24 protein-coding genes are annotated in these 24,363 nt (G+C 72.9%); 10 read left to right on the top strand and 14 right to left on the bottom strand.

All coding sequences use genetic code 11. From position 1 onward, the window contains the following. Window positions 1-201: 201 nt before the first annotated feature. Window positions 202-2,010 carry an aspartate--tRNA ligase gene (gene aspS / locus ACQEVC_RS22725; RefSeq protein WP_432880801.1) on the bottom strand — a complete coding sequence of 603 codons (1,809 nt, stop codon included), beginning with the start codon at window positions 2,008-2,010 and terminating at the stop codon, window positions 202-204. A 221-nt stretch (window positions 2,011-2,231) separates the two neighbouring features. Here aspS and ACQEVC_RS22720 point away from each other — a divergent pair, with 221 nt between their 5' ends. Beyond that, window positions 2,232-2,885 (top strand): alpha-ketoglutarate-dependent dioxygenase AlkB, encoded by a 654-nt coding sequence (locus ACQEVC_RS22720; RefSeq protein ID WP_432880799.1) that lies wholly within the window; start codon window positions 2,232-2,234, stop codon window positions 2,883-2,885. A gap of 87 nt (window positions 2,886-2,972) precedes the next feature. Here ACQEVC_RS22720 and ACQEVC_RS22715 read toward each other — a convergent pair whose 3' ends face one another. The 6 genes from ACQEVC_RS22715 to ACQEVC_RS22690 all read right to left on the bottom strand — a co-directional run bounded on the left by ACQEVC_RS22715 (window position 2,973) and on the right by ACQEVC_RS22690 (window position 8,175). Beyond that, the gene (locus tag ACQEVC_RS22715; RefSeq protein WP_432880797.1) at window positions 2,973-3,380 is read right to left on the bottom strand and encodes a hypothetical protein; all 408 of its coding nucleotides are present in this window, start codon (window positions 3,378-3,380) and stop codon (window positions 2,973-2,975) included. Beyond that, window positions 3,358-3,879: a hypothetical protein gene (locus ACQEVC_RS22710; RefSeq protein ID WP_432880795.1), complete on the bottom strand. Its 522-nt coding sequence runs from the start codon at window positions 3,877-3,879 to the stop codon at window positions 3,358-3,360. Before ACQEVC_RS22710 ends, ACQEVC_RS22715 begins: the two co-directional genes overlap by 23 nt. Then, on the bottom strand, window positions 3,872-4,624 hold the full coding sequence (locus ACQEVC_RS22705) for a hypothetical protein (RefSeq protein WP_432880793.1): 753 nt from the start codon (window positions 4,622-4,624) through the stop codon (window positions 3,872-3,874). Before ACQEVC_RS22705 ends, ACQEVC_RS22710 begins: the two co-directional genes overlap by 8 nt. A gap of 356 nt (window positions 4,625-4,980) precedes the next feature. Continuing rightward, the gene (locus tag ACQEVC_RS22700; RefSeq protein ID WP_432880790.1) at window positions 4,981-5,481 is read right to left on the bottom strand and encodes a GbsR/MarR family transcriptional regulator; all 501 of its coding nucleotides are present in this window, start codon (window positions 5,479-5,481) and stop codon (window positions 4,981-4,983) included. A 154-nt stretch (window positions 5,482-5,635) separates the two neighbouring features. Further along, window positions 5,636-7,264: an ABC transporter permease gene (locus tag ACQEVC_RS22695; RefSeq protein WP_432880787.1), complete on the bottom strand. Its 1,629-nt coding sequence runs from the start codon at window positions 7,262-7,264 to the stop codon at window positions 5,636-5,638. Continuing rightward, window positions 7,264-8,175 carry an ABC transporter ATP-binding protein gene (locus ACQEVC_RS22690; protein ID WP_432880783.1) on the bottom strand — a complete coding sequence of 304 codons (912 nt, stop codon included), beginning with the start codon at window positions 8,173-8,175 and terminating at the stop codon, window positions 7,264-7,266. Before ACQEVC_RS22690 ends, ACQEVC_RS22695 begins: the two co-directional genes overlap by 1 nt. A 284-nt stretch (window positions 8,176-8,459) precedes the next feature. Here ACQEVC_RS22690 and ACQEVC_RS22685 point away from each other — a divergent pair, with 284 nt between their 5' ends. The 7 genes from ACQEVC_RS22685 (at window position 8,460) to ACQEVC_RS22655 (ending at window position 14,460) form a co-directional block, all read left to right on the top strand. Further along, window positions 8,460-8,762, top strand: a complete 303-nt coding sequence (locus tag ACQEVC_RS22685; RefSeq protein WP_101371287.1) for an urease subunit gamma — start codon at window positions 8,460-8,462, stop codon at window positions 8,760-8,762. After that, window positions 8,759-9,151, top strand: a complete 393-nt coding sequence (locus ACQEVC_RS22680) for an urease subunit beta (RefSeq protein ID WP_432880781.1) — start codon at window positions 8,759-8,761, stop codon at window positions 9,149-9,151. The genes ACQEVC_RS22685 and ACQEVC_RS22680 overlap by 4 nt, the downstream gene beginning before the upstream one ends. Next, entirely contained in the window at window positions 9,148-10,857 is a 1,710-nt protein-coding gene (locus tag ACQEVC_RS22675) for an urease subunit alpha (protein ID WP_432880778.1), read from the top strand. The genes ACQEVC_RS22680 and ACQEVC_RS22675 overlap by 4 nt, the downstream gene beginning before the upstream one ends. Window positions 10,858-10,859: 2 nt before the next feature. Beyond that, window positions 10,860-11,699, top strand: coding sequence for an urease accessory protein UreF (locus ACQEVC_RS22670; protein WP_432880776.1), 840 nt, complete (start codon window positions 10,860-10,862; stop codon window positions 11,697-11,699). Window positions 11,700-11,844: 145 nt separating this feature from the next. Next, entirely contained in the window at window positions 11,845-12,501 is a 657-nt protein-coding gene (ureG, locus tag ACQEVC_RS22665; RefSeq protein WP_432880774.1) for an urease accessory protein UreG, read from the top strand. Continuing rightward, the gene (locus ACQEVC_RS22660) at window positions 12,501-13,466 is read left to right on the top strand and encodes an urease accessory protein UreD (protein WP_432880772.1); all 966 of its coding nucleotides are present in this window, start codon (window positions 12,501-12,503) and stop codon (window positions 13,464-13,466) included. Before ureG ends, ACQEVC_RS22660 begins: the two co-directional genes overlap by 1 nt. Before the next feature lie 220 nt (window positions 13,467-13,686). Continuing rightward, on the top strand, window positions 13,687-14,460 hold the full coding sequence (locus ACQEVC_RS22655) for a DUF998 domain-containing protein (protein ID WP_432880770.1): 774 nt from the start codon (window positions 13,687-13,689) through the stop codon (window positions 14,458-14,460). Between the two features lie 206 nt (window positions 14,461-14,666). Here ACQEVC_RS22655 and ACQEVC_RS22650 read toward each other — a convergent pair whose 3' ends face one another. Next, window positions 14,667-15,710 (bottom strand): S1 family peptidase, encoded by a 1,044-nt coding sequence (locus ACQEVC_RS22650; RefSeq protein WP_432880768.1) that lies wholly within the window; start codon window positions 15,708-15,710, stop codon window positions 14,667-14,669. 214 nt (window positions 15,711-15,924) lie between these two features. Here ACQEVC_RS22650 and ACQEVC_RS22645 point away from each other — a divergent pair, with 214 nt between their 5' ends. Further along, window positions 15,925-16,773: a GDSL-type esterase/lipase family protein gene (locus tag ACQEVC_RS22645; protein WP_432880766.1), complete on the top strand. Its 849-nt coding sequence runs from the start codon at window positions 15,925-15,927 to the stop codon at window positions 16,771-16,773. Between the two features lie 57 nt (window positions 16,774-16,830). Here the strand turns inward: ACQEVC_RS22645 and ACQEVC_RS22640 are convergent, their stop codons facing one another. Further along, complete coding sequence (locus ACQEVC_RS22640; RefSeq protein ID WP_432880763.1) at window positions 16,831-17,307, bottom strand: winged helix-turn-helix transcriptional regulator; 477 nt, start codon at window positions 17,305-17,307, stop codon at window positions 16,831-16,833. A 232-nt stretch (window positions 17,308-17,539) separates the two neighbouring features. Between ACQEVC_RS22640 and ACQEVC_RS22635 the strand changes: the two genes are divergently transcribed. Next, window positions 17,540-18,109, top strand: a complete 570-nt coding sequence (locus ACQEVC_RS22635; protein WP_432880761.1) for a PaaI family thioesterase — start codon at window positions 17,540-17,542, stop codon at window positions 18,107-18,109. Window positions 18,110-18,133: 24 nt separating this feature from the next. Here ACQEVC_RS22635 and ACQEVC_RS22630 read toward each other — a convergent pair whose 3' ends face one another. The 5 genes from ACQEVC_RS22630 to urtB form a co-directional block, all read right to left on the bottom strand. After that, window positions 18,134-20,314 (bottom strand): WD40 repeat domain-containing protein, encoded by a 2,181-nt coding sequence (locus ACQEVC_RS22630; RefSeq protein ID WP_432880758.1) that lies wholly within the window; start codon window positions 20,312-20,314, stop codon window positions 18,134-18,136. Between the two features lie 443 nt (window positions 20,315-20,757). Next, window positions 20,758-21,453 (bottom strand): urea ABC transporter ATP-binding subunit UrtE, encoded by a 696-nt coding sequence (gene urtE / locus ACQEVC_RS22625; protein WP_432880755.1) that lies wholly within the window; start codon window positions 21,451-21,453, stop codon window positions 20,758-20,760. Next, window positions 21,454-22,221 (bottom strand): urea ABC transporter ATP-binding protein UrtD, encoded by a 768-nt coding sequence (gene urtD / locus ACQEVC_RS22620; protein ID WP_432880752.1) that lies wholly within the window; start codon window positions 22,219-22,221, stop codon window positions 21,454-21,456. Beyond that, entirely contained in the window at window positions 22,218-23,438 is a 1,221-nt protein-coding gene (urtC, locus tag ACQEVC_RS22615) for an urea ABC transporter permease subunit UrtC (protein ID WP_432880750.1), read from the bottom strand. Before urtC ends, urtD begins: the two co-directional genes overlap by 4 nt. Then, window positions 23,435-24,316 carry an urea ABC transporter permease subunit UrtB gene (gene urtB / locus ACQEVC_RS22610; RefSeq protein ID WP_432880747.1) on the bottom strand — a complete coding sequence of 294 codons (882 nt, stop codon included), beginning with the start codon at window positions 24,314-24,316 and terminating at the stop codon, window positions 23,435-23,437. The genes urtC and urtB overlap by 4 nt, the downstream gene beginning before the upstream one ends. Window positions 24,317-24,363: the final 47 nt, after the last annotated feature.

Raw genomic sequence — 24,363 nt, 5'->3', positions numbered from 1 at the left:
ATGAGCATCCGAAGCAAGTCGATTGCCGCCCACCCCCGGCGCTCCCGGATCACCGCCCCGCAACCGTGAAGCCGATGCCTCCCGGGACGCGGCGCGACGTCCCGGGAGGCACCGCCTCGGATATCTCGGAGGGGCCTCGGATGCCCCGGGCCCGCCGCATCAGCTCGACGTCGGTGGCCACGCCTCCGCCGGCCTCTGCTCTCAGGACGGCTCGACCGGGGCGGCGACTCCGGCGGTACCGCCGTGCGACGGTGCCGCCGGCTTCGGCTTGGCGTCGATGCCCGCCTCGGCGCGCTGCTGCGCGGTGATCGGGGTCGGTGCGCCGGTCAGCGGATCGAACCCGCCCCGGGTCTTCGGGAAGGCGATCACCTCGCGGATCGAGTCGGCCCCGGCCAGCAGCATGCAGACCCGGTCCCAGCCGAACGCGATGCCGCCGTGCGGCGGCGGCCCGTACTTGAACGCCTCCAGCAGGAAGCCGAACTTGTCGGCCGCGTCCTCCGGGCTGATCCCGAGCAGGTCGAAGACCCGACGCTGTACGTCGGCCCGGTGGATACGGATCGAGCCGCCGCCGATCTCGTTGCCGTTGCAGACGATGTCGTACGCGTACGCCAGTGCCCGGTCCGGCGCCTCCTCGAACCGGTCCACCCAATCGGCGTTCGGCGAGGTGAACGGGTGGTGCACGGCGGTCCAGCCACCCTCGTCGGTCCGCTCGAACATCGGCGCGTCGACCACCCAGCAGAACGCCCAGGCGCTCTCGTCGACCAGGCCGGCCCGCTTGGCGATCTCGATCCGGGCCGCGCCGAGCAGCTCCTGCGCCTCGCGCCGCTGCGCGCCGGCGGCGAAGAAGACCGCGTCGCCCGGCTTCGCCCCGACGGCGTCGGCCAGCCCGGCCAGGTGCTCGGCCGACAGGTTCTTGGCCACCGGCCCCCGGGCCTCGCCGGACTCGGCGTCGAGCACCACGTACGCCAGGCCACGGGCGCCGCGCGCCTTCGCCCAGTCCTGCCAGCCGTCGAGTTCCTTGCGGCTCTGCCCGGCGCCGCCCGGCATCACCACCGCGCCGACGTAGCCACCGGCGTCGATCGCCCCGGCGAAGACCCGGAACTCGGTGCCGCGCAGGTAGTCGGTCAGTTCGGTCAGCTCGACCCCGTAGCGCAGGTCGGGCTTGTCGGAGCCGTACCGGTCCATGGCGTCGTGCCAGGTGATCCGGGGAATCGGCCGGCTGATCTCGTGCCCGGCCAGCTCGCGCCAGAGCGTGGCGACGATCTCCTCACCGAGGTCGATCACGTCGTCCTCGGTGACGAACGACATCTCGATGTCGAGCTGGGTGAACTCCGGCTGCCGGTCGGCCCGGAAGTCCTCGTCCCGGTAGCAGCGGGCGATCTGGTAATACCGCTCCATCCCGCCGACCATCAGCAACTGCTTGAAGAGCTGCGGGGACTGCGGCAGGGCGTACCAGGTACCGGGCTGGAGGCGTACCGGCACCAGGAAGTCGCGGGCCCCCTCCGGCGTCGACCGGGTCAGGGTCGGCGTCTCGATCTCCAGGAAGTCGCGGGAGTGCAGCACGCCCCGGGCGAGCTGGCTCGCCGCCGAGCGCAGCCGGATCGCCCGGGCCGGGCCGCTGCGCCGCAGGTCGAGGTAGCGGTATTTGAGGCGTACGTCGTCGCCCGCCTCCACCTGGTCGTCCACCGGCAGCGGCAGCGGAGCCGCCTCGGAGAGGATCTCCAGCCGGTCGACCGTCACCTCGATCTCGCCGGTGGCCAGTTCGGGGTTGTCGTTGCCCTCGGGGCGGCGGGTCACCTCGCCGGTGACCCGGACACAGAACTCGTTGCGCAGCGCGTGCGCCGAATCCATCCCCTCGCGGAAGACCACCTGCACGACGCCGGAGGCGTCCCGCAGGTCGACGAAGATGACTCCGCCGTGGTCCCGCCGGCGGGCGACCCAGCCGGCGAGGGTCACCGTGCGGCCGGCGTCGCTCGCGCGCAGGGTGCCGGCATCATGGGTACGGATCACGACAGGTGTCTCCTCACGTCTGTCCGGGCGGTCCGGGCTGCTGCCCTGACATTCTGTCAGGACGGTCCGTACCGCCCGGCGCCCCACCCGTCGGGTCCCCGCACACCGGCCGGGTACGCCCACCGGCCGCCCACCGGGTCCCGCGGGTTCCCGTGGCAGCCGGTCCCACCGACACCGACGCCCGGTTCGTACGTGCGTTCGAGCGGGGTTAGCATGGCCGCATGACGTCCGGTGCCTACCAGCCCTCGATGCTGGATCTCGCCACCGGTGACGGGATCGCCGGGGACGGCGCCGCGCTCGGCCCGCTGGCCGGGGCGCTCCGTCGGCACGAGCTGACCTCCGGCGCCTGGGTCGACCATCTGCCCGGCTGGGTCCGGGGCTCCGACGCCGTGCTGCGCACCCTGCTCGACGACGTCGACTGGCAGGCCGAGCGCCGCCGGATGTACGACGGGGTGGTCGACGTCCCCCGGCTGCTCCGCTGGTACGCCGGCGGCGAACCGCTCCCGCACCCGGTGCTCGGCACCGCCCGGTCACGGCTGAGCCGGCACTACGCCGCCGAGCTGGGCGAGCCGTTCGTCACCGCCGGGATGTGTCTCTACCGCGACGGGCGGGACAGTGTCGCCTGGCACGGTGACACCCACGGCCGCTCGGCCCGCGAGGACACCATGGTCGCGATCCTCTCCTTCGGCTCGCCCCGGCCGTTGCTGCTGCGCCCGCGCGGCGGCGGCGCGAGCCTGCGCTTCCCGCTCGGGCACGGCGACCTGATCGTGATGGGCGGCTCCTGCCAACGCACCTGGGAGCACGCCGTGCCGAAGACGTCCCGGCCGGTCGGTCCCCGGGTCAGCGTGCAGTTCCGGCCGGTCGATGTGGCCTGAGGAGAGTCACGTCGTCGATCAGGTCGTGCGGTCGACGGTTCCGGCGGGGCCCCACCGCCGGGGACCCCGCCGGACAGCTCGACGCCGTCAACCCTGGTAGATGTCGTCGTGCCAGGGCCTGGTGTCCGAGACGAGGGTACGGATCTGCCCCATGGTGGCGTCCGGGGCGAGGATCGCCGTGCGCCATCGCCGGATCATCGCGGTCGCCTCCCGGACCACGGTCCGCAGTTCGGAAACCTCCCGGGTCGCCTTCTCCACCTGCTGCCGGGCCACGATCGTCTCCGCCTCCAGCTCCGCGACCCGGAGCTTGAGCGGTTGGACCAGGGTGAGTGCGGTGTCGGTCAGTACGTCGGCGGCGTCCGCCCGGAACCTGCGCCGTTGCAGCAGGACGGCGGCAGCCGAGGCGACCCCGCCACCGCCGCCGAGGATGCCGATGGCGGAGAGCAGGATCTGGACCCAGGGCGGGCCCGACTCAGCGGGCACTGGAGCGGTCATGGGGGGCTCCCTCTACGAGTGTCGGTACCTCGACGGCGGCACGCTGCTGTTGTGCCTGGGCCATCCGGTAGAGGTCCCGGGTGATCTGCGCGCACCGCCACCACGAGGCGACGGCCACCGCGGCGATGAACAGACCGGCGGTGAGCCCCGGCTGGCCGGAGATGACGAAGACGGCTATGGCGTACATCCCGGTGACGGCGCCGAACGACAGCAGCGCACCGAGTTCCACGCCCATACCGGTGGCGGGTTGGCCCCGCCAGGCGACCCCGGACAGGCCCGCGATGCCGGTGACGATGAGGCCGACCGCCCAGACCTGCTCCAGCAGTGTGGGCATGGCGAGCGAGACCGATCGGGGACGGCTGTCCAGTACGACCAGGAGTACTCCGCAGACGACGGCGGTGGCCAGCGAGGTCACCTCGAACGGGTGCCGGCCGGAGACCACCCTGGCGTGCCGGATGCGCCAGCGCTGCCCGGGACGCGGGACAGTCCGGTCAGGCATGCCGGACCGGCCGGCCATTGTCGAACCAGACGTTGGACGCTTCCCAGGTCACTCCTTTATGGACGGTGCTGGTGACGACCCCGGTACGGTAGTTCCGGCCGAACACGTTGCCCCGGAACACCACCGACGAGGCGGCCAGGTCCGGACGGATCCCGATGGTGTAGTTGCCGCCGTCGCAGTAGTTCCCCTCGAAGCGGAGGTTGTGCACGGCGAACCCGAGGGAGAGGCAGGAGTTCATCGTCTCCGCCGTACTCGGTCGCCAGGCGTCCAGCCGGTTGTGCCGGATGAGCACGTCGCCGGCGCCGATGACCCGGATGCAGTCGTTGTGCGAACCGGGCCCCCCGACCAGGTCGTGGATCCACGAGTCGAGGACTTTGACCCGGGAACCGATCCAGAGCCCGTCCTGGACGGAATGGAGGTTGACCCGGCGCAGCGTGTAGTCGTCGAAACAGACGCCGACCGGCGAGACTCCGCTGCCGTCGATCTCCACGTCCTCGACGAGGAGGTTGACCGCCGGGTCGAAGGTACGGATCGGAAAGGCGGTGCCGTCGGAGGTGATCCTGGACCGGCGGAGCGTGACGTTCCTGGCGTGGACGCTCACCCGTCCGGTGATGTTCAGGTCGCTGATCACCTGACCATCGCGACGCAACTCCAGGGAACCGGACGGGGTGAGGGCGGTGTCGGCCGGTACGCCGGTGGTGGCCGGCCCTGGCCAACGGGTCAGTGGTACGAGCGGTGCAGGCATGGTCTCTCCCGAACAGACCTCATGGGGTGCGGGTTACCGCGACAGGTGGACGCCCCGAACGCGCTCCGCCCGCCCCGGCGGGTCTCTACAGGTCGCTGCCCTGACCGCCGGCCGGGTCGCCAGGTCGATGATCGACGGACTCGGTCACCCCGGATATCACTCATGTTACAGATGTACCGGTCACGGGACATTTGCTCGCGCAGACAAATCACGGACAGATCAGGGCCATTCGCGCAGCGTGCGCCCCATCGACGGCCACTGTGGAGGGGCCGGCCGACCCGGCTCGCGCTCACGGTGCGGGCGCCAATCCGGTGCGCCAGCCGAGCGGGAATGCCGGTGCCGGCCGGCCGGCGGAGTCAGCCGGCCCGCTCCCCGTGCTCGCGCCGCCGGTTCTCGTTCCACCGCTCGACGAGCGCGGCCATCTCGTCCTGGACGAAGAACAGGAAGTCGCGCATGTCGGCCAGCCGGGTACCGGACGGCGAGACGTCGCCGCCGACCGCGAGTACGCCCTGGTGCAGCAGGTCGCCGAGTTTCCGGTAGACCCCGCTCTGCACGGCCGCCGTGTACCAGATGTCGTCGGGGGCGTGGTAGCGGTCCCGCCGGGAGTTCGGCACCGGCTCCCGCAACACCAGGTTGACGTGCAGCAGATAGCGCAGCGCGCCGGAGATCGCGGCGGCGCTGACGCCGAGCCGCTCGGCGATCTCCCCGGCGGTCAGCCCGGGCTCGTCGGTCACCATCAGGGCACCCAGCACCCGGGCCGCCATCCGGGGTACGCCCAGATCGCTGAAGGACAACGCGAACTGCTCGACGAAGCGACGGACGGCCTCCTCGTCCCGCGGAACGTCGATTCGCGTCATTTCCGTCCTTCGCTCGTTTCTGAAGATCGTGTAATTGTGCCTCAACACCGCGTGAGCGGGCCAACGGCTCCAGCCGCGCCCGTCGAGGCGCGGCTGGAGGGACGGTACGGGCGGCCGGCGGTACGGTACCGGGCGACTGCCGGGACGGTACGGGTCAGAGCGCCAGGTCGCGGCGCCGGAACAGGGCCAGGCCAGCGGCGCCCAGCGCCACCGCCACCACCGCCAGCAGCACCAGCGGGGTCGCCGAGACCTCGGCGGACGGCAGCGCCGGTACGTGGCTGAACGGTGAGACGTCCCGCACCGCCTGGGGCAGGTTCAGCAGCTCGCCGAACTGCCCGAAGATCAGGCTGACGGCGAAGCCGAGCCAGCCCAGCCCGACGGCCAGCCGGGGCAGCAGGCCGAAGACCAGCACGACGTACCCGATCATGATCAGCGCCGGCGCGGTCTGCACCAACGCGGCGGCGCCGAGGTCGGGCAGCCGGTCGGCGAGGCCGCCGGCGCTCAGCCCGGCGACCAGGCCCGCCGAGACGCCCGCGAGCAGCAGCAGGAAGACCGCGCCCAGTGCCACGACGAGCAGGTGGCTGCCCAGCCAGCGCAGCCGGCCGGTGGCGGTGGCGAGCAGCGGCTCCACCCGCCCGCCGGCCTCCTCGGCCCGGACCCGCAGCATCGCCTGCACCACGTAGCCGGCCGCCATCGCCCCGACCATGGCCAGCATCGCGGTAAAGAACGAGTCGGCCAGGGCCCCCTCGCCGCCGAGTTCCCGGATCGTCCGTGCCGCACCCTCGTTGCCGGCGAACGCGTCCGCCACCGTGCCGGCCAGGGAGCCGATGACCACCCCGAACAGGCCGATCGCGACGGCCCAGCCGAGCAGCGTGCCGCGCTGGAGCCGCCAGGCCAGGCCGAGCGGGCTGAGCAGCGCGGTGGCGGCCCGGGCCGGCCCGGGGCGGGCGGAGATCATGCCCATCCCGACGTCCCGCCGGTCGGCCAGCAGGAAGGCCACTGCGAGCAGGGCGGCGAAGACCGCCACCGGGAGCACGAACACCCACCAGCGGTCGTCGGCGAACGGCCGGGCCAGGGTGGTCCAGCCGATCGGGGAGAACCAGGTGGGCCAGGCAGTGGTCATGGTGTAGCCGTCCGGCCGCACCTCGCCGAACGCGTCGCCGAGTCCGCGTACCAGATAGGCGGCGCCGATCGCGGCGGCGGCGATCCCGTTCGCCGCCCGCGCCCCCTGGCCCACCTGTGCGGCGACCGCCGCGATCGCACCGAAGGTCAGGCCGGCGGCGCCGACACCGAGGCCGAACGCGATCGACCCGCCGGCCGGCAGGCCGTTGCCGATCAGGGTCAGCGCGAGCAGCGCGGCCAGCAGCAGGTTCGCCCCGGCGGTGACGATCATCGCCGCGGTCAGGCTGGCGTGCCGGCCGACCACCATCGAGCCGACCATCTCGGTACGCCCGGTCTCCTCGTTCTGCCGGGTGTGCCGGACCACGGCGAGGGTGCTCATGAACCCGGCCAGCACGGCGAGGAAGGCGAGGATCTGGAAGGCCAGCATGTCGCCGTCGGTGACCCCGCTCGGCGCGTTGCGCAGCATCAGGATCGCCGGGCTCTCCGCGGCGGTACGCAACGCGGTGAGCCGGTCGGCTTCGGTCGGAAACTGCTCCTGCTCGGCGGCGTACGTGAAGGCGAGCAGCGCCGTCGTACCGACGATCCACAGCGGCAGTTGGATCCGGTCGCGGCGCAGCGCGAGGCGGGTGAGCCGGGCGGTGCCGGTGAAGGTGCCGGCCATCAGACACCGGCCAGTTCGTCGCGGGCTTCCCGGCTGCCGTAGTGCCGCATGAACAGTTCCTCCAGGGAGGGCGGCGAACTCGTCAGCGCGCGCAACTCGAAGCGGTGCAGGTGTTGCAGCACCGGATCCAGCTCGGCCGAGTCGACGTCGAACCGGGCGTGCGTGCCGTCCACCCGGGCGTCGTGCACCCCGGCCAGCTCGACCAGCCCGGTGATCGGTCGGGCCGTCTCCACCGAGATGGAGGTACGGGTCAGGTGCCGCAGCTCGGCCAGCGTGCCGGACTCCACGGTCCGACCCTGCCGGATGATGCTCACCCGGTCGCAGAGCGCCTCCACCTCGGAGAAGATGTGGCTGGAGAGCAGTACCGTCCGGCCCTGCCGCTTCACCTCGCGTACGCACTCCTGGAAGACCGCCTCCATCAGCGGGTCGAGCCCGGAGGTCGGCTCGTCGAGGATGTAGAGCTCGACGTCGGAGGCGAACGCGGCGACCACGGCGACCTTCTGCCGGTTGCCCTTCGAGTACGTCCGGGCCTTCTTGGTCGGATCGAGTTCGAAGCGCTCCAGCAACTCGTCGCGGCGTCGCCGGTCCAGCCCGCCGCGCAACGCCCCGAACAGGTCGATCGCCTCGCCGCCGGTGAGGTTCGGCCAGAGGTTCACGTCACCGGGCACGTACGCCAGCCGCCGGTGCAGCGCCACCGCGTCCCGCCACGGGTGCCCGCCGAGCAGGCTCACCTGGCCGGCGTCGGCCCGGAGCAGTCCCAGGAGCACCCGGATGGTGGTCGACTTCCCGGCACCGTTCGGACCGAGAAAGCCGTGTACCTCGCCGACGTCGACGGAGAGGTCCAGCCCGTCCAGCGCGCGGCTCCGGCCGAAGGACTTGACCACGCCGGAGACCGAGATAGCAGTAGTCATGGGGCCGACGGTACGCCCGTTTCATAAGTTTGTGAAAAGTCAGAAGCGTCAGGATTTCGTCAAGATACCGGCCCTGGTCCGGCCCCCGCCGTGGCTCCGTCCGGCCCGTCCGCCGGGGTTCCCTCCGGCCCGTCCGCCGGGGTTCCGTCCGGCCCGTCCGCCGGGGTTCCGTCCGGCTGACCGATGGGCCCCGGCAAGTCGCCACCGGCACGCGGTGGTCGTAACCTCATCGAAATCTCTGACTGACACGATCCGCTGAGTCCTCGCCCGCTGCGGAGGTGTAGATGTTCCTCACCCGTCACGAGCAAGAACGGCTGATGGTCCATGTCGCGGCCGATCTGGCGTGGCGCCGACGTGAGCGCGGGCTGCGACTCAACCACCCGGAGGCGGTCGCCGTGATCACGGCGTTCCTGCTGGAGAGCGCCCGGGACGGGCGTACCGTCGCCGAGCTGATGGAGACCGGGCGGACCGTACTCGGTCGCGACGACGTACTCGACGGTGTTCCGGAGATGATCGCGGAGGTGCAGGTGGAGGCGACGTTCCCGGACGGTACGAAGCTGGTGACCGTACACGAGCCGATTCCGTGACGGGGGCGGGCGTGATCCCCGGCGAGTTGCTGCCCGGTACGGGCGACGTGACGATCAACCCCGGCCGCCCCGTCCGCACCCTGGCCGTGGTGAACACCGGGGACCGGCCGATCCAGGTCGGCTCGCACTACCACTTCGCCGAGGCGAACCCGGCGCTGGAGTTCGACCGGGTGGCGGCCTGGGGGCACCGGCTCGGGGTACCGGCCGGCACATCGGTACGGTTCGAGCCGGGCATCGGCCGGGACGTCGACCTGGTGCCGCTCGGCGGCGCCCGGATCGTCCCCGGACTGCGTGGCGAGTGCGCCGGCCCACTCGACCGGACCGACCCGCCCGACCCCGGTCCCGAGTCCGGTCCTGCCGCCTCGGACCCCGCCGGGGAGGTACGGTGAGCACCCTTGACCGGCGCCGGTACGCCGCCCTGTACGGCCCCACCGTCGGCGACCGGGTCCGGCTCGCCGACACCAACCTGCTGATCGAGGTCGAACAGGACCACTGCGGATACGGCGACGAGGCGGTCTTCGGCGGCGGCAAGGTGATCCGCGAGTCGATGGGCCAGTCCCTGGCCACCCGCGCCGACGGTGCCCCGGACACGGTGATCACCGGCGCGCTGGTGTTGGACCACTGGGGCGTGGTCAAGGCCGACGTCGGCATCCGGGACGGCCGGATCGTCGCGCTCGGCAAGGCCGGCAACCCGGACACCATGGACGGGGTCCACCCCGAGCTGGTGATCGGGCCGGGCACGGAGATCATCTCTGGCAACGGCAGGATCCTCACCGCGGGTGCGATCGACAGCCACGTACACCTGATCTGCCCGCAGATCCTGGAAACCGCGCTGGCCAGCGGGATCACCACGATCATCGGCGGCGGTACCGGCCCGGCCGAGGGGACCAAGGCGACCACGGTCACCCCGAACCCCTGGTATCTCGGGCGGATGCTGGAGGCGCTGGACCCCTGGCCGGTCAACGTCCTGCTGCTCGGCAAGGGCAACACGGTCAGCGAGGAGTCGCTCTGGGAGCAGTTGCGCGGCGGGGCGGGCGGCTTCAAGCTGCACGAGGACTGGGGCACCACCCCGGCCGCGATCGACGCCTGCCTGCGGGTCGCCGACGCCTCCGGCGTGCAGGTCGCGATCCACACCGACACGCTGAACGAGGCCGGCTTCGTCGAGGACACCCTGCGGGCGATCGGCGGGCGATCGATCCACGCGTACCACACCGAGGGGGCGGGCGGTGGGCACGCGCCGGACATCATCACCGTCGCCGGAGCGCCGAACATCCTGCCGTCGTCGACCAACCCGACCCGGCCGTACACCCGGAACACCCTCGACGAGCACCTCGACATGCTGATGGTCTGCCACCATCTCAACCCGACCGTGCCGGAGGACCTGGCATTCGCGGAGAGCCGGATCCGGCCGAGCACCATGGCCGCCGAGGACGTGCTGCACGACCTCGGCGCGATCTCGATGATCGGCTCGGACTCCCAGGCGATGGGGCGGGTCGGCGAGGTGATCCTGCGTACCTGGCAGACCGCGCACGTGATGAAGGCCCGGCGCGGCGCGCTGCCCGGTGACGGCGCCGCCGACAACCTGCGGGCCCGCCGGTACGTCGCCAAGTACACGATCTGCCCCGCCGTCGCGCACGGCATCGATGGCGAGGTGGGGTCGGTCGAGCCGGGCAAGCTCGCCGACCTGGTGCTCTGGGACCCGGCCTTTTTCGGGGTACGCCCGCACCTGGTGCTCAAGGGCGGCATGATCGCGCTCGGCCAGATGGGCGACGCCAACGCCTCGATCCCGACCCCGCAGCCGATGCTGCCCCGGCCGATGTTCGGCGCGTACGGCGCGGCGCCCGCCGCGACCAGCCTCGCCTTCGTGGCTCCGGCCGCCATCGACGCGCTGCTCGGCGACCGGATCGGGATCCGCCGGGCGTTGGCACCGGTGGCCGACACCCGCTCCCGGAGCAAGGCCGACCTGCCGGGCAACGACGCCCTGCCGCGCATCGAGGTCGAGCCGGACACCTTCACGGTACGCATCGACGGCGCGGTCGTGGAGCCGGAGCCGGCGGTCGAGTTGCCGATGGCCCAGCGCTACTTCCTCTTCTGAGCGTGACCGCCGTGACCGGTCTCGCCACCCTGCTGGTGCTCGCCGACGGCCGGCTGCCCGCCGGCGGCCACGCCCACTCGGGTGGACTGGAGGCGGCGGTGACCAGCGGCCGGCTCCGCGACCTGGCCGGGTTGACCGCCTTCCTGCACGGCCGGCTCGCCGGCACCGGCCGGGTCGCCGCGGCCTTCGCGGCGGCCGCCTGCGCCGCCGGGTCGGCCGACGACACCGCCGGGAAACCGGCGGACGGCGCAGCCCGGTTTCCCAGCGAGCCTCCCCGCAGGGCGGGCGGTGCGACCCCCATCGACGGGCCGGACGGCGCAGCCCGGTCTTCCTGCGAGCCTCCCGGCGGGGCGAGCGATGCGACCCCCATCGACGGGCCGGACGGCGCAGCCGGGTCCAGGATCGACGCGCTCGACCAGGGGATGGACGCCCGGACCCCGTCTCCGGCGCTGCGTCGGGCCTCCCGGGCACAGGGTCGGGCGCTGCTACGGGCCGGCCGGGCAATGTGGCCGGTCGATCCGGTGATCCGGAATCCACACCATCCGGTGGCTCTCGGCGTGGTGGCTGCCGCCGCCGGACTCTCCCCGGCCGAGGCGGCGGTCGCCGGGGCGTACGGGACGGTCAGCGGCCCGGCCAGCGCCGCCGTACGGCTGCTCGGCCTGGACCCGTACGCCGTGCACGCCCTGCTCGCCGAGTTGGCCGGCGTCTGCGACCGGCTGGCCGCGCTGGCCGTGACCGGTGCGGACGATCCGGTCGACCGGCTGCCCGCCGACTCCACCCCGTTGCTGGAGATCGGCGCCGAGGTTCACGCGAGCTGGGAGGTGCGTCTCTTTGCATCCTGACCGACCCGACCACGGGACCGGCCTCCATCGACACCCCGACAGCGGGACACCGCACCGGCACCCCGACGGCGAGGTGCCACACCGGCACCCCGACGGCGGGACACCGCACCGGCACCCGGACCCGGAGGTCGACCCCCATCCGCCGGTGGATCGGTCGGGCGGCTCCGGACCGGTCCGGGTCGGCATCGGCGGCCCGGTCGGCTCGGGCAAGACCGCCCTGGTCGCCGCGCTGTGCCGGACCCTCGCCGACGAGCTGCGGCTGGCCGTGGTCACCAACGACATCTACACCACCGAGGACGCCGACTTCCTGCTCCGCAACGGCGTACTGCCGGCCGAGCGGATCCGGGCGGTGGAGACCGGCTGCTGCCCGCACACCGCGATCCGGGACGACATCTCGGCCAACCTGGACGCGGTGGAGGAACTGGAGGCCCTGCTGGGGCCGCTGGACCTGGTCCTGGTGGAGAGCGGCGGGGACAACCTCACCGCCACCTTCAGCCGGGGACTGGTGGACCGGCAGATCTTCGTGGTCGACGTGGCCGGCGGGGACAAGGTACCGCGCAAGGGTGGCCCCGGGGTGACCGGTGCGGACCTGCTGGTGGTGAACAAGACCGATCTCGCTCCGCTGGTCGGCGCGGACCTGTCGGTGATGGCCCGGGACGCGGCCGCCCGGCGCGGCACGCTGCCCACGGTCTTCCTCTCCCTGGTGGAGGATCCGGCCGGGACGGCGGTCGCCGACTGGATCCGGACGCTGCTGCCGGCACCGGCGGTGTCGGTGGACGACCCCCCGGGGCACCGGGGCTGATGCGGGCACTGGCCCGGATCGTCGCCGAGGCCGACCCGCTGCGGGGAACCCGGCTGACCGTGCTGCGCGGCGAGCCGCCGCTGCTGCCCCGGCGGACCGGACCGGTCGGCCCGGCGGGTCCCGAGCGCGAGGTCCAACTTCACCTCGTCGGTGGGGCGGCCGGCCCGCTCGGCGGCGACCGGCTGCGGATCGAGATCGAGGTCGGGCCGGGAGCGCGGCTCTGCGTACGGAGTGTGGCCGCGTCGCTGGCGCTGCCGGCGCGGGGCGGCGCCGAGTCCCGGCTCGTCGTACGGGCCCGGGTGGCGGCCGGTGGACGGCTGCGCTGGCTGCCCGAGCCGCTGATCGGGGCGGCCGGCTGTGCGCACCGGACCACCTGCGTCGTCGAGCTGGCCGAAGGGGCGGCGCTGTGCTGGCGCGAGGAACTGGTCTGCGGCCGGCACGCCGAGCCGGTCGGCGACGTCCGGCTGGAGATGACGGCGCGGTACGGCGGTCGTACCCTCTTCCGCAACGATCTCGTGGTCGGACCCGGCGCCGCCGGCTGGTCCGGCCCGGCGGTGCTCGGCGGCGGCCGGGCGGTGGGCTCGGTGCTGATGGTCGACCCGGCCTGGACCGTTTCTCCGCCACCCGGCCCGGCCGGCTACGACTCGGCGGTGCCACCCGCTTCTCCGCCACCCGGCCCGGCCGGCTACAACTCGGCGGTGCCACCCGCTTCTCCGCCACCCGGGCCCGCCGGCTACAACTCGGCGGTGCCACCCGTTCCGGGCGCGCCGGACCGGGCCGGGCCCCCGGGTGGGGCAGCGCCGGAGCCGGCGGTCGGGCCGGTACGGCCGGAGCCGGCGGTGGCGGCGGCGGTGCTGCCGCTGGCCGGTGGGCCGGCCGTGCTGGTCACTGCGGTCGGCGCGGACGCCCGGGCGGTCCGGGCCCGGCTCGACCGGGCACTCGGCTGGCCAGCCGGCTTGCCCTAGCCGACCATCGAGCTCATCTCCGCCTGGGCTGAGGCCCTGGCCGACCGACCGGTACCGGCGGCAGAGTGGGGATCGGCCGCACCGCGAACTGGGACGATGCCAGCAATTCGGGGTCGTCAATCCCCTCGGCCTCCAGAGGCCGCCGGAGGGGATGGCGGGAGCGGCGAGCAGAGCGGCACATCGACACGTACCCGAGCATGCTGTCACGTAGGGTGACGACATGCCTGCGGTGCCCTGGTGGGCGGTCTTCTCGGCGGCAGCCCTCCCGATGCTGCTGGTGATCGGATGGACCACCGCGACCGTGCGGCAACCGCCCGGGTACGACCCGTGGGCGGACACCGTCAGCTCGCTCTCCTCCTACGGGATGCTCGACCGGCAGATCCTGGTCGGCTGCCTCGCCGGGCTCGGGGTGGCCCACCTGGTCACCGCGATCGGTCTGCGCCCGGTCCACGGCGGTGCCCGGGTGCTCTACGGCATCGGCGGGGCGGCCACGATCCTGGTGGCGGCGGTGCCGAAGACCGACTCCCAGACTCCCCGGGTGCACGGGATCGCCGCTGTGGTCGCCTTCGTCGCGCTGGCGACCTGGCCGGCGGTGGCTACCCTGCCGGTCCCCCGGCGCGACCGGAAGGGGCATCGGCAGGGCCCGCCCCGGCACGACCGGCCGGGCTGGACCGCTCTACGCCGATCCCCGGTGGACCGGGCGGGGGACCGATCCGGCGGCCATCAAGGGCGCGGCGTACGCGGCGAGCCACCCGCAAGGGCTCGGCCGGCTCGCCAAGCCGCTCGGCCCTGGGTGCTGCGTCCGGCGGCCGGCGGCGCGGCCTCGCTGGTGATGCTCGGCTTCGGACTGTGGTTGGCACTGCAACTGCCCGACGGCGACTGGACGGGGTTGGCCGAACGGCTGATTGCCGGCAGCGAGGCAGTCTGGCCGCTGATCGTGGTGTTGACCCTGTTCCGCCGGACCCGCCGCCGACCGGCGACGGCACCCGGCTGACCCTGATGGCGCCGTTGACCTCGTCGATGGCACCGACGACACCCGACCCGGGACCGGACCCGCCCGGGACCGACGACACCCGGCCCGGGACGGCGGGATCGGTCCGGTCGCGCCGATCGGCGTGACCGGGAGGGCGGGTGCCGGCCGTTCGCCGGACCACCGCCGAGGATCCCGATCACGCCGATCGATCGTCGGCCCGGATCAGCTCAGTAGATGCTCACGCCGTACGCGTTGAGCGCCTCGACCACCGGCTGGAAGAACGTCGTGCCGCCGGTGCTGCAGTTGCCGCTGCCGCCCGAGGTCAGGCCGAGCGCGGTGTTGCCGGCGAAGAGCGGGCCGCCGCTGTCGCCCGGCTGGGCGCAGACGGTGGTCCGGATCAGGCCGGAAACGGTGCCGCTGCCCTGGTAGGTGACAGTAGCGTTGAGCGCGGTCACCCGGCCGCTGCGCAGCCCGGTGGTGCTGCCGCTGCGCTGCACCGACTGGTTGACGCTCGGGTTGGCCGCACCGGTGATGTCCCGGTAACCGCCGTACAGGTAGACGTCACCCGGCTGCTGCGCGACACCGCTGGCGTACCGGACGATGCCGTAGTCGTTGCCGGGGAAGCTGCTGCCGGCCCGGGTGCCGATCACCGAGCCGCCCGAGCTGGCCGACCAGTTCGCGCCGGCGTTGGTGCAGTGGCCGGCGGTGAGGAAGTAGTAGGTGCTGCCGCTGCGGACGTTGAAGCCCAGCGAGCACCGGCTGCCGCTGGTGTAGATCGCGTTGCCGCCGGAGATGGTGGTGCTCAGCGTGCCGGGGATCGACTGGATCCGGACGGCGCCGCCGAAGCGGGCGGTGACGGCCTTGATCTTGGCCAACTTGGCGCCGGTGACCGTGCTGTCCACGTCGACCGCGACCTGGTTGGTGACCGGGTCGACGTACCACGCGGTGCCGGGGATCCTGGCCGACCGGTCCAACTCGGCGGTGACCTCGGCCAGCTCGGCGGAGCCGCGGGCGACGACCTTGGCGGTCGCCCCGGAGGCCCGGACCTGGCGGGCCGCCGCCTCGTCGGTCACCGTGACGACCATCTTGCCGTCGGCGCCGAGGTACGTCCCGGCGGACCGGGCGCCCAGCCGTTCGGAGAGCGCCGTCGCCGCCTCCGGCGTGGCGACCGGGGCAGCCTGTGCGGGTACGCCGATCAGCATGCCGGCGACGAGGGAGCCGGCCGCGGACGCAATCGCGACAAGGCGGATCGAAGACCTTGTGGGTCGCATGTAGAGCCTCCCAAGGGGGGTTTGGAGGAGTCTGCGCCGAGTTGGCACATCTGATACGAGTATTCAGACATCTAAGATCATGAACAAGATGCCTAACATATCGCCTGCAACAGGGCGTTCGCCTTATGGTCATCTCCGTTGTGGAGACTCAGGCCGGTCTATATGATTCGCCCACTCCCCGCTGGCTCAGGCAACCGCGATCCGGAGGCCGCCCATGTCCGCTCCCCGCCGCACCGCCACCCTCCTGTCCACCCTCCTCGCCGCCGTCGTGTTCGTCACCTCGGTCGGGTTGGTCGCCAGCCCGGCGCACGCCGACCCCGGTCCACCGCCCGCCTCGATGGCCAGCCTGGGTGACTCGATCACCCGGGGATTCAACGCCTGCGGCTGGTACGTCGACTGCCCGTCCCGCTCGTTCAGCACCGGCGACGATGCCGGAGTGAACAGCCACTACCTGCGGATCCGTGCGGTGAACCCGGCGATCGACGGGCGCAACCACAACGACGCCGAGTCCGGTGCCGAATCCGCGGACATGGCCGGTCAGGCCGACGCCGCCGTCTCGCAGGGCGTCGGCTACGTGACGATGCTGATCGGCGCGAACGACGCCTGCGCCAGTTCCGAGTCGGGCATGACTCCGGTGAGCACCTTCCGGAGCAACATCGACGCCGCGCTGGGCCGGCTCCGCTCCGGGCTGCCGAACGCCCGGGTGTTCGTGATCAGCGTGCCCGACATCCAGCGGCTCTGGTCGGTCGGCCGGGGCAACCTCGCCGCCCGTACGGCGTGGTCCCTCTTCGGCATCTGCCAGTCGATGCTGGCCAGCCCGACCTCCACCGCGCAGGCCGACGTGGACCGGCGCAGCCGGGTACGGCAACGGGTGGTCGACTACAACAGCCAGCTCGCCCAGGCCTGCGCCGCGTACGGGTCGAACTGCGTGTTCGACGGCAACGCGGTGTTCAACTATCCGTTCACGCTGGGCCAGTTGTCCGGCTGGGACTACTTCCACCCCAACGCCTCGGGGCAGCAGGTGCTGGCCGAGATCTCGTACGGCGCCGGATTCCGCTGGTAGCAGCCCGTCGGGCGGGAAGCGCCGGAGGCCGGTCCGGCGCTCCCCGCCCGCCTCTCGTCAGCTCCGGCGGTGCGCGCCGGGGCCGGGGCGGGGCAGCACGTCCCGGGGCGAGGTCACCTCGTGGCCGTCCGCGCAGCGGAGCACGACCCGCACCTGCGCGGCGCAGTCCCGGTGCACCGTGGTCATCGGCGCCCCCTCCGGGTCGGCCAGATAGCGGTCACCCCACTCCAGCACCGCCACCAGCACCGGCCACAGGTCGAGCCCCTTTGCGGTGAGCCGGTACTCGTGCCGCGACCGCGCGCCCGGCTCCCGGTACGGCTCGCGGCGCAGCAGACCCTCGTCGACCAGCATGGCCAGCCGGTCGGTGAGCACCTGCCGGGGAATCCCGGTGCGCTGGCGCATGTCGTCGAACCGCCGGATCCCGTTGAACACCTCGCGCAGCACCACGACGGTCCAGCGCTCGCCGAGGATCGCCATCGCCCGCCCGATGGTGCAGTTGTCGACCGACCAGCCCAGCGCCTCCGGTGCCACCATGTGACCTAGGCTAGGTCTCGTTGACAGACCCAGCAACCCCCTGGGAAGCTGCCCTCTGACCCGGGAAACGGGGAGACGACGTGACCCGGGAAACGGGGAGACGACGTGACCCGGGAAACGGGGAGACGACGTGACCCGGGAAACGGGGAGACGACGTGACCGAGCGCCGCGAGGTCATTAGGCAGCACAGGTTGCCAGGTCATGGCGACGACGAGCGAAACGGGGAGACGACGTGACCGACACGCGGGCGGGCGAACGCCACCGCACCTTCTCCTGGGCCGATCCGACGGACAGTGCAGCCCAGCTCGGGCGGCGGGCCGGACTCGACCTGCTCCGCGCGATGATCGCCGGCGAACTGGCCACGCCGCCGGTCACCGAGCTGATCGGGATGGGTCGGATGACCGCCGAGGAGGGCCGGGTCTCGGTCGAGATGACCGCGCGGGAGTTCCACTACAACCCACTCGGCACGGTGCACGGTGGAGTGCTGTCGATCTTGCTGGACACCGCCGCCGGCTGCGCCGTGCACACCACGCTGCCGGCCGGGATGGGCTACACGACGATGGATCTCAACGTGAAGTTCCTCCGCCCGGTGACGGTGCAGAGCGGGATGCTGCGCTGCGAGGGCACGGTCATCCAGCGCGGCCGCCGGACCGCCCTCGCCGAGGCGCGGCTCACCGACGGGAGCGGCCGGCTGGTCGCGCACGCCACCTCGTCCTGCCTGCTCTTCGAGACCACCGAGGAGGACGCCGGACCGGTCGCGACCAGGTCCGGCAGCCAGCCCGGCGGCACGCCGGTCGGATAGTTCGGACCGCCTCCGCCGGCCGAACTATCCGGCCCGGTCGGGCGGGGGGCGGTAACCGACAAGTCCGTCCCCGGCCGCCACCACCAGCAGCCCGGGCAGCGCCACGAGATCGGTCACCGGGGCACCCACCTCGATCGTCTGGCCCGGTGTCCCCGGCTCGCCGACGGGCTGCCAGCGCAGCACGCTGCCGTCGGCGGCCACCAACCAACTGGTCCGGTCGGCCTGGATGACGGCAAGCGCGCGTACCGGCCGGGTGGCGGTCAACACGACGACGGGTTCGGGCGGCAGATCGTCCACCATCGGCGCGACCGGACCGTCGGGCTCGCCGCCGGTCCCGGGCTGCGCGCCGCCGGGCCGGCCGACCCGCTTCGACCGGACCAGGTCGGTGACGTCGACGCAGCGGACCTGCCCGTTGCGGCCGGCCCCGAACACCAGGTCGCGCCCGTGGACCGTCCCGCTCGTCACGGCGTACGCGGCACCCCCGTGACCGTCCAGCACCGTCCACCCGGGCGACCCCCAGGCGTCCAGGTCCCAGAGTCGTACGGTGTCGTCCTCGGCTGCGGTCAACCCGACCGGTACTCCGGCCAGCTCGCCGATCGCCACCCCCCGGATCCGGCCGGAGTGCCCGGTCGCCGCGCCGTCCAGCCGGCCGGTCGGGATGTCGGCCCGGAACAGCGCGGCGCCGTCCGCCACCAGCAGCACCCGGCGGCCGTCCAGTAGTCCCGTGGCGAGCGGCCCGGGTGGGGAACCGCCGGCCGCACCCGCCGCGTCCCGCGATTCCGGCCCCGGGCGGCTCGCGGGGTTCCGGCCGAACGGCACCGCGCCGATCGGGTCCCCGGTGCCCGGGTCCCAGAGCGCGACGCCGTCCGGCCCGATTTCGGCCAGCACCGGGTGCTCGCCCGGCACCAGCACCGCCCCGTCCGGGACCCGGTCGAGCGGCAACCCGACCTCGGCCCCGGTCACGGGCTCGAATCCCCGGACCCGGTACCCGGACAACGCCGCGAGCAGCACCGGCCGCCCCGCCGGCCCGCCGACCGCGAGGCGATGCCCGGAAACGCCCGGTGGCTCCGGCGCCACGCCGTCCCGATCTCCGGGCGGCGGGTCGCGCCGGAACGGGTACGGCCGCTCCGGGTCCCACACCCAGACCAGGCCCGCACCGTCCCCGGTGACCAGCATCGACCGCCCGCCGATCTCGACCGCGATCGTCCGGGTCGGCGCCGCCTCGTACGGGTAGCGGAACGCCTCGCCCAGTTGCCGGCCGCTCTCCGGCAGCCAGGCCCGTACGGTCGCGTCGTCGCCGCTCCACAGCACCGTACGCTCGCCGAGCCGGCCGGCCAGCACGGAGTTGACCTGGCCGGTGTGCCCGGCGAACGCCGGCCCGAGAGGTCGCCCGGCGCGCAGGTCCCAGGCCCGGGCCACCCGCCCGGCGGCGCCGAGCAGGATCGGCCGGCCGTGCCAGTCCGCGAACCCCAGCACGGTCACCAGCCCGGAGACCTCGAAGCCGTACTCGCCGAGCGACTCGACCCGGACGTCGTCGCCGCCGGCCGGGATCAACTCCAGCCGCCACAGCGACACCCGACCGGCGCTGGTGCCGACCGCCAACACGGCGGCCTGGCCCGCCTCGGTCGCGGCCAGCACGCTGATCCGCTCGCTCCCGGTCCGCAGCGTGCGCAGCCGGGCACCCCGGTCGGCGCCGAGCGACCAGATCTCCAGGTGCGGCGATCCGCCGGTCAGCACCGCGAAGGGGCGGCCGGCCAGTGTGACGGTGGCCAGGGAGCGCACGTCGCCGCACCACTGCCGCCAGCGGGACCGGCCGCTGTCGAGGTCGCTCACCTGGAGGTAGCCGGCGCCGGCGCCGGAGACGACCAACTGCTCGCCGTTGATCCGGGTGGTCGCGGACGCCCGCGCGTGGGCCCGCTCGTCGACCGCGCCGACCAGTCCACCGTCGGGCAGGTCGAGCACCACCCGGGCCCCGGCGTAGCTGGTGACGAGTGCCCGGGGGCGTCCGGTCCGGTCGTCGGTGAAGCCGACCAGCGCGGTGACCCAGGCCGGCACCGGCTGGTACGGCCCGGGTCGCGCCGGCAGCGGTCGCGGTCGCCGGCCGGGCGGGCCCCAGATCCAGAGCGGCAGGCCGGTCCAGGCCGGTTCGTCGGCGGTACGGCGGACGGACCGCTCCGGCGTACGCCGGCCCGTCCCGTCGGTCATCGGCGGCTCGCCGTCCCGGGATGCCGCCCCTCGGCCGCAGCGACGGCCAGCGAAACGATGGACAGACCCAGTACGCCCGCAGCCGCCCGCTCCCCTGCGCGGCCCTCCGCCGCAGCGACGGCCAGCGGAACGATGGACAGCGGAGGCAGGTACACGATTGTGAGGATCCCTCGTGGAGGCTCGGCCGGCGCCAGCTCAGGTCAGCGGAATCGACGGGCGAATCGACCGGAATGAACGACGGAGAAATGATCGGGCGACGTCAGCGCATCGACGATCGTTTACAGCATCTTAGTCGGGCGGGCACGCCGGCCGGATCCCGCGAAAGGAGCGGCATGCCCGACACGGGTGGCATACCCGACACGGGCGGCATGCCACGGACAAGCCGACCGGAGATCCGCGGGGTCCGGGATCCGCGGTACCGATTCCCGGACCGCGCCAGATCCCTAGACCGAGAGCAGCGAGCGCACCGACGGGTCGCGTAGGTCGTCCCGGTCGCCGGCCCGGACCACCTCGCCGGCGTCCAGGATCACGAACCGGTCGGCGAGCCGCAGTGCCAGGTCCAGGTACTGCTCGACGAGCAGAATGGCGAGCCCGAGTTCACTGTGCAGCCGCTGGACCGCCTCCTCGATCTCCAGGATGATCGACGGCTGGATGCCCTCGGTCGGCTCGTCCAGCAACAACATCTTCGGCCGGCTGACCAACGCACGGGCGATGGCGAGCTGCTGCTGTTGGCCGCCGGAGAGGAAGCCGGCCCGGCGCTTGCGCAACCCGGGCAGCGCCGGGAACAGGTCGAGTGCCTCGTCCACCGCACCCTGGCTGACCTGGCCGGCCGCCTCCGCCGCCACCTGGAGGTTCTCCGCGACGGTGAGCTGCGGAAAGGTCTCGTGGCCGGGCGGCACGTAACCGAGTCCCCGGCGTACCCGTTCGTGGGTCTTCAGCCCGGTGATGTCCTCCCCGGCGAAGTGCACCCGGCCGGTCCGGACCGGCAGTACGCCCATGATCGCCTTGAGCAGGGTCGTCTTGCCCACGCCGTTGCGCCCCATCACGCAGACCAGTGAGCCGGCCGGCGCTTCCAGATTCACCCCGAAGAGCACCTGCGCCCGCCCGTACGCCACGTCCAGGCCCTGCACGGTCAGCATTTACGACGCCTCCTTGACCAGGTCGGCACTCTCCTCGCGGGTCCGGCCGAGATACACCTCCTGCACCCGGGGGTTGGCCTGCACCTGGGCCACCGTCCCCTCGCAGAGCAGCCTGCCCTCGTGCAGCACCGTGACGGTGCTGGCGAACCGGCGCAGGAAGTCCATGTCGTGTTCCACCACGATCACCGTGTGCTCCCTCGCCACCTGCCGGAGCAGCTCGCCGGTCCGGGCCCGCTCGTCCCGGCTCATCCCGGCCACCGGCTCGTCCAGCAGCAGCAGGCTGGGCCGCTGGGCGAGCAGCATGCCTATCTCCAGCCACTGCCGCTGCCCGTGCGAGAGCACTCCCGCCGGCCGGTCCGCCAACTCGGCCAGCCCGGTGGTCTCCAGCGCCTCCGCCACCTGGTCGGCGATCCCCCGGCGGCGCCGCAGCAGGGTGCCGAGCGGTCGCCGGAACGTTGCCGCCAGATCCAGGTTCTCCAGTACGGTCAACTGCTCGAAGACGACCGACGTCTGGAAGGTACGGCCGATGCCGAGCCGGACGATCTGGTGCTCCCGCCGCCCCACCAGTTCGGCACCGGCGAAGCGTACGGAGCCGGAGGCCGGTCTGGTCAGCCCGGTGATCACGTCGATCAGGGTGGTCTTGCCGGCCCCGTTCGGCCCGATCAGGAAGCGCAGTTCGCCGGCGCTGACGGTGAGATCGAGGTCGGTGATGGCCCGGAACCCGGAGAAGACCACGTTCAGCCCGCGCACCTGCAACAGCTCGGTCATGCCGGCTCCTCCCCCCGGTTGGCGACCACCGCCGGCACCCCGGTCGCCGGGCGCCCGACCAGCTCCGCCGGATCGACATGGCCGGAGCCGTTCGCCGCCGCCGTACCCGAGCCGACCGGGACCGCCACGGCTCGGGCCGGGCGGCGGCGCCGGTGCCGCACGGCGGCCCGGAGGTCCGCGGTGAGCCCGGCGAGCCCGCGCGGTGCCCAGAGCATCACCACCACGAACATCGCGCCCTGGAGGTAGATCCAGTTGTCCGCCGACTCCTCGCTGAAGATGGTCTTGGCGTAGTTGACCAGCAGGGCGCCGCCGACCGCGCCGGCCAGCGAGAACCGGCCGCCGATCGCCACCCCGATCAACAGTTCGAGCGAGGCGACGATGCCCAGGTTGGCCGGGCTGAGCAGGCCGACCATCGGCACGAAGAGCGCACCGGCGATCCCGGCCATCCCGGCGGAGACGGCGAACGCGATGGTCTTCACCACGGCCGGTTCGTAGCCGAGGAAGCGCACCCGGTCCTCGCCGTCCCGGACCGCGACCAGCAGTTGCCCGAAGCGGCTGCGCGAGAGCTGCCAGGCGAGCAGGAACATCGCCCCGAGCACGGCCACCACGACCAGGTAGAGGATCCGCTTGTCGCCCGGCTGGTAGAGGTCGAGGCCGTAGAACATCTGGAAGTTGGTCAGCCCGTTCGTGCCGCCGGTCAGCCCCTGCTGGCCGACCAGCAGGATCACGAACGCGGCGGCCAGCGCCTGGGAGAGCACGGCGAAGTAGGCGCCCCGGACCCGCTGCCGGAAGACCAGCAGGCCGAGCAGGACCGCGACGGTGACCGGCAGCACCACCACCATGGCGAGCGCGAAGAGCGGGTTGGCGAACGGCCGCCACAGCGCCGGAAGGCTCTCCACCCCGCTCCAGACCATGAAGTCCGGCAGTCCGCCGGGGCCGGCCTCGCGCAGTTTCAGGTGCATGCCCATGGCGTAGCCGCCGAGGCCGAAGAAGACGCCCTGGCCGAGGGTGAGCATGCCGCCCCGGCCCCAGGCCAGCCCGATCCCGACCGCGACGATGGCGTAGCAGAGGTACTTGCCGAGCAGGTCCAGCCGGAACGGCGACAGTACCGCCGGGGCGACCAGTACCAGCAGCAGGCCGACCGCGACGAAGAGTGCCGGACCGGCCAGCCGCCGCCGGCCCGGACCGGCGGGCGCGGTCGCGGCGGTCCCGGTCACGACAGTGCCCGGGTACGGACGACGAACATCCCCTGCGGGCGGAGCTGGAGGAATGCGATGATCACGGCGAACACCACCACCTTGGCGAAGCTGGCCCCGTTGTCGACCCAGAATTCGACGAAGCTGTTCAGGATGCCGAGGGCGAAGGCGGCGATGACCGCGCCCCGGAGCTGCCCGAGGCCGCCGGCGACGACCACCAGGAACGCGTCCACGATGTAGTTGGTGCCCAGGGTGGGCCCGACCGGGCCGATCAGGGTGAGCGCCACCCCGGCCACCCCGGCCAGGCCGGAGCCGATGAAGAAGGTGAGCTGGTCGACCCGTTCGGTGGCCACCCCGCTGACCGCGGCGAGCTGCCGGTTCTGCATCACCGCGCGCATCCGCCGGCCGTGCCGCAGCCGGGTCAGGTAGAGCCAGATCGCCAGCACGCAGCCGACCGCGAGCACCATGATGAAGACCCGGTTGTACGGCAGCCGCACGCCACCGAGGTCGAGCCCGCCGGTGAGCCAGCCCGGGGCGCGTACCTGCACGTTCGGCGCGCCGAAGATGTCCCGGGCGACCTGTTGCAGGATGAGGCTGATCCCCCAGGTGAGCAGCAGGGTGTCCAGCGGCCTTCCGTAGAAGTGCCGGATGGCCAGCCGTTCGAGGATCAGCCCCAGCACCCCGGCGACGGCGAACGCCACCGGCAGGGCGACCAGCACCGACTGGGTACCGACCAGCGGTTGCAGCAGGTACGCGGTGTACGCGCCGGCCATGATGAACTCGCCGTGGGCCATGTTGATCACGCCCATCTGGCCGAACGTGAAGGTCAGACCGAGGGCGATCAGGAGCAGCACCGCTCCGATGCTCGCCCCGATCACCAGTTGGTTGAGTGTCGCCATGGCGCCGGCGCCTCCGTCCCGGTTCGCAGCCGTCAGTCGGTCGTCAG

The organism is Plantactinospora sp. CA-294935, assembly GCF_050936445.1.
Taxonomy (GTDB): domain Bacteria; phylum Actinomycetota; class Actinomycetes; order Mycobacteriales; family Micromonosporaceae; genus Plantactinospora.
This window is presented reverse-complemented; position numbering and strand designations above follow the sequence as displayed.

Excerpts from the sequence above, each read along its gene's own strand:
- ACQEVC_RS22720 (WP_432880799.1), top strand. The coding sequence starts at position 2,232 with ATGACGTCCGGTGCCTACCAGCCCTCGATGCTGGATCTCGCCACCGGT.
- ACQEVC_RS22715 (WP_432880797.1), bottom strand. The coding sequence starts at position 3,380 with ATGACCGCTCCAGTGCCCGCTGAGTCGGGCCCGCCCTGGGTCCAGATC.
- ACQEVC_RS22710 (WP_432880795.1), bottom strand. The coding sequence starts at position 3,879 with ATGCCTGACCGGACTGTCCCGCGTCCCGGGCAGCGCTGGCGCATCCGG.
- ACQEVC_RS22705 (WP_432880793.1), bottom strand. The coding sequence starts at position 4,624 with ATGCCTGCACCGCTCGTACCACTGACCCGTTGGCCAGGGCCGGCCACC.
- ACQEVC_RS22700 (WP_432880790.1), bottom strand. The coding sequence starts at position 5,481 with ATGACGCGAATCGACGTTCCGCGGGACGAGGAGGCCGTCCGTCGCTTC.
- ACQEVC_RS22695 (WP_432880787.1), bottom strand. The coding sequence starts at position 7,264 with ATGGCCGGCACCTTCACCGGCACCGCCCGGCTCACCCGCCTCGCGCTG.
- ACQEVC_RS22690 (WP_432880783.1), bottom strand. The coding sequence starts at position 8,175 with ATGACTACTGCTATCTCGGTCTCCGGCGTGGTCAAGTCCTTCGGCCGG.
- ACQEVC_RS22685 (WP_101371287.1), top strand. The coding sequence starts at position 8,460 with ATGTTCCTCACCCGTCACGAGCAAGAACGGCTGATGGTCCATGTCGCG.
- ACQEVC_RS22660 (WP_432880772.1), top strand. The coding sequence starts at position 12,501 with ATGCGGGCACTGGCCCGGATCGTCGCCGAGGCCGACCCGCTGCGGGGA.
- ACQEVC_RS22655 (WP_432880770.1), top strand. The coding sequence starts at position 13,687 with ATGCCTGCGGTGCCCTGGTGGGCGGTCTTCTCGGCGGCAGCCCTCCCG.
- ACQEVC_RS22650 (WP_432880768.1), bottom strand. The coding sequence starts at position 15,710 with ATGCGACCCACAAGGTCTTCGATCCGCCTTGTCGCGATTGCGTCCGCG.
- ACQEVC_RS22645 (WP_432880766.1), top strand. The coding sequence starts at position 15,925 with ATGTCCGCTCCCCGCCGCACCGCCACCCTCCTGTCCACCCTCCTCGCC.
- ACQEVC_RS22640 (WP_432880763.1), bottom strand. The coding sequence starts at position 17,307 with ATGGTGGCACCGGAGGCGCTGGGCTGGTCGGTCGACAACTGCACCATC.
- ACQEVC_RS22630 (WP_432880758.1), bottom strand. The coding sequence starts at position 20,314 with ATGACCGACGGGACGGGCCGGCGTACGCCGGAGCGGTCCGTCCGCCGT.
- urtE (WP_432880755.1), bottom strand. The coding sequence starts at position 21,453 with ATGCTGACCGTGCAGGGCCTGGACGTGGCGTACGGGCGGGCGCAGGTG.
- urtD (WP_432880752.1), bottom strand. The coding sequence starts at position 22,221 with ATGACCGAGCTGTTGCAGGTGCGCGGGCTGAACGTGGTCTTCTCCGGG.
- urtB (WP_432880747.1), bottom strand. The coding sequence starts at position 24,316 with ATGGCGACACTCAACCAACTGGTGATCGGGGCGAGCATCGGAGCGGTG.